Annotated in this window: 1 protein-coding gene; it reads right to left on the minus strand. The window is 38.2% G+C overall.

The window, feature by feature from the left end:
- Positions 1–499: 499 nt before the first annotated feature.
- Positions 500–1062: hypothetical protein (locus BSR11_RS02745; RefSeq protein WP_208604767.1), on the minus strand; the 563-nt coding region annotated here is incomplete at its 5' end.

A 1062-nucleotide genomic window follows, 5' to 3' on the forward strand; every position in this document is an offset into this window, starting at 1 on the left:
AAAAATTAACTCTTGACGCCATAGTCTCTTGTTATATTTCAGTTCCATACAGCTACTGAAACACCAAACAACCTTTAAAAATAGCAAACAACATCAGTCACTTAACGTAAGTTGAACTAATTTTTGGCACAAAAACAAACAGTTAATTTTTAAATTGACTCAAGCTTGCCCATTGATTCTGATAATAAATCTCAGAGAAACAAACCATTAATGTAAACCAAATCAAAATAGCAGCTAAATGAGCCCAAACGATAATGTTCGATAGGTATTGATATACTTGATCAAATCAACAGCTATCCATCACAATAAATCATCAACCAGCAAAGATCCCACATTACCACTTAACTTTTAAATTTGTAACAGGTTGAATTCAAGAGAAATATAACGCCCGCTTAAGGGGCAGACAACGCTACTACCAACTCACCGCATAACACCGTAATCACAAAAACCAACGCATAGTAAAAATGCCACGCGTTGGCTGTCCCTCTTGAAGCGTTTGTTATGTGTTTGTTGTGTCGAGCTCATTTCTACACTTAGTTTGCTCACGAGACACTACTTTTAATAATGATTTTGTAAGTTCAAACGCAAGCTCAGACTCTATTTCACCAAACGCTATGTAGGGATTGCAGCCAAGACTGATTTGGTTCCTAGTACTAACTTTGTAATCCCGAGACATTGCATCTGAATGGGCGAATGCTATATTACGGCTACTTATTAAGCGCTCATGAAACTCAAGTGATTCACTTGATAACGTGCGCTTCCAGCGATTTAATAAAGCCCCAAACTTGTTGCTTACCAATTCTTTGTATTCGGGTTCCTTTGTATTGGAAGAACCAAACACCCTCCCATAGGCAATTATAAAAGATGATGTTAAAGCCAACTGAATGATAGGCTCTTCATCGGTTTCATACGATAAGAGCCTTTCTAGGAAATCATGGCAATACAACAAATCATCAAATGCCATAGTAACCCTGCTGAGATAGTGCTCAGATTGTTCCATTTTACCTCTCTCGGACACATAACGCCCAATTAAGTAGCCCGAAACGCCACTACCAACTTCCC

The organism is Vibrio injensis (genome assembly GCF_001895205.1).
In the GTDB taxonomy this organism is placed as follows: Bacteria; Pseudomonadota; Gammaproteobacteria; order Enterobacterales; family Vibrionaceae; genus Vibrio; species Vibrio injensis.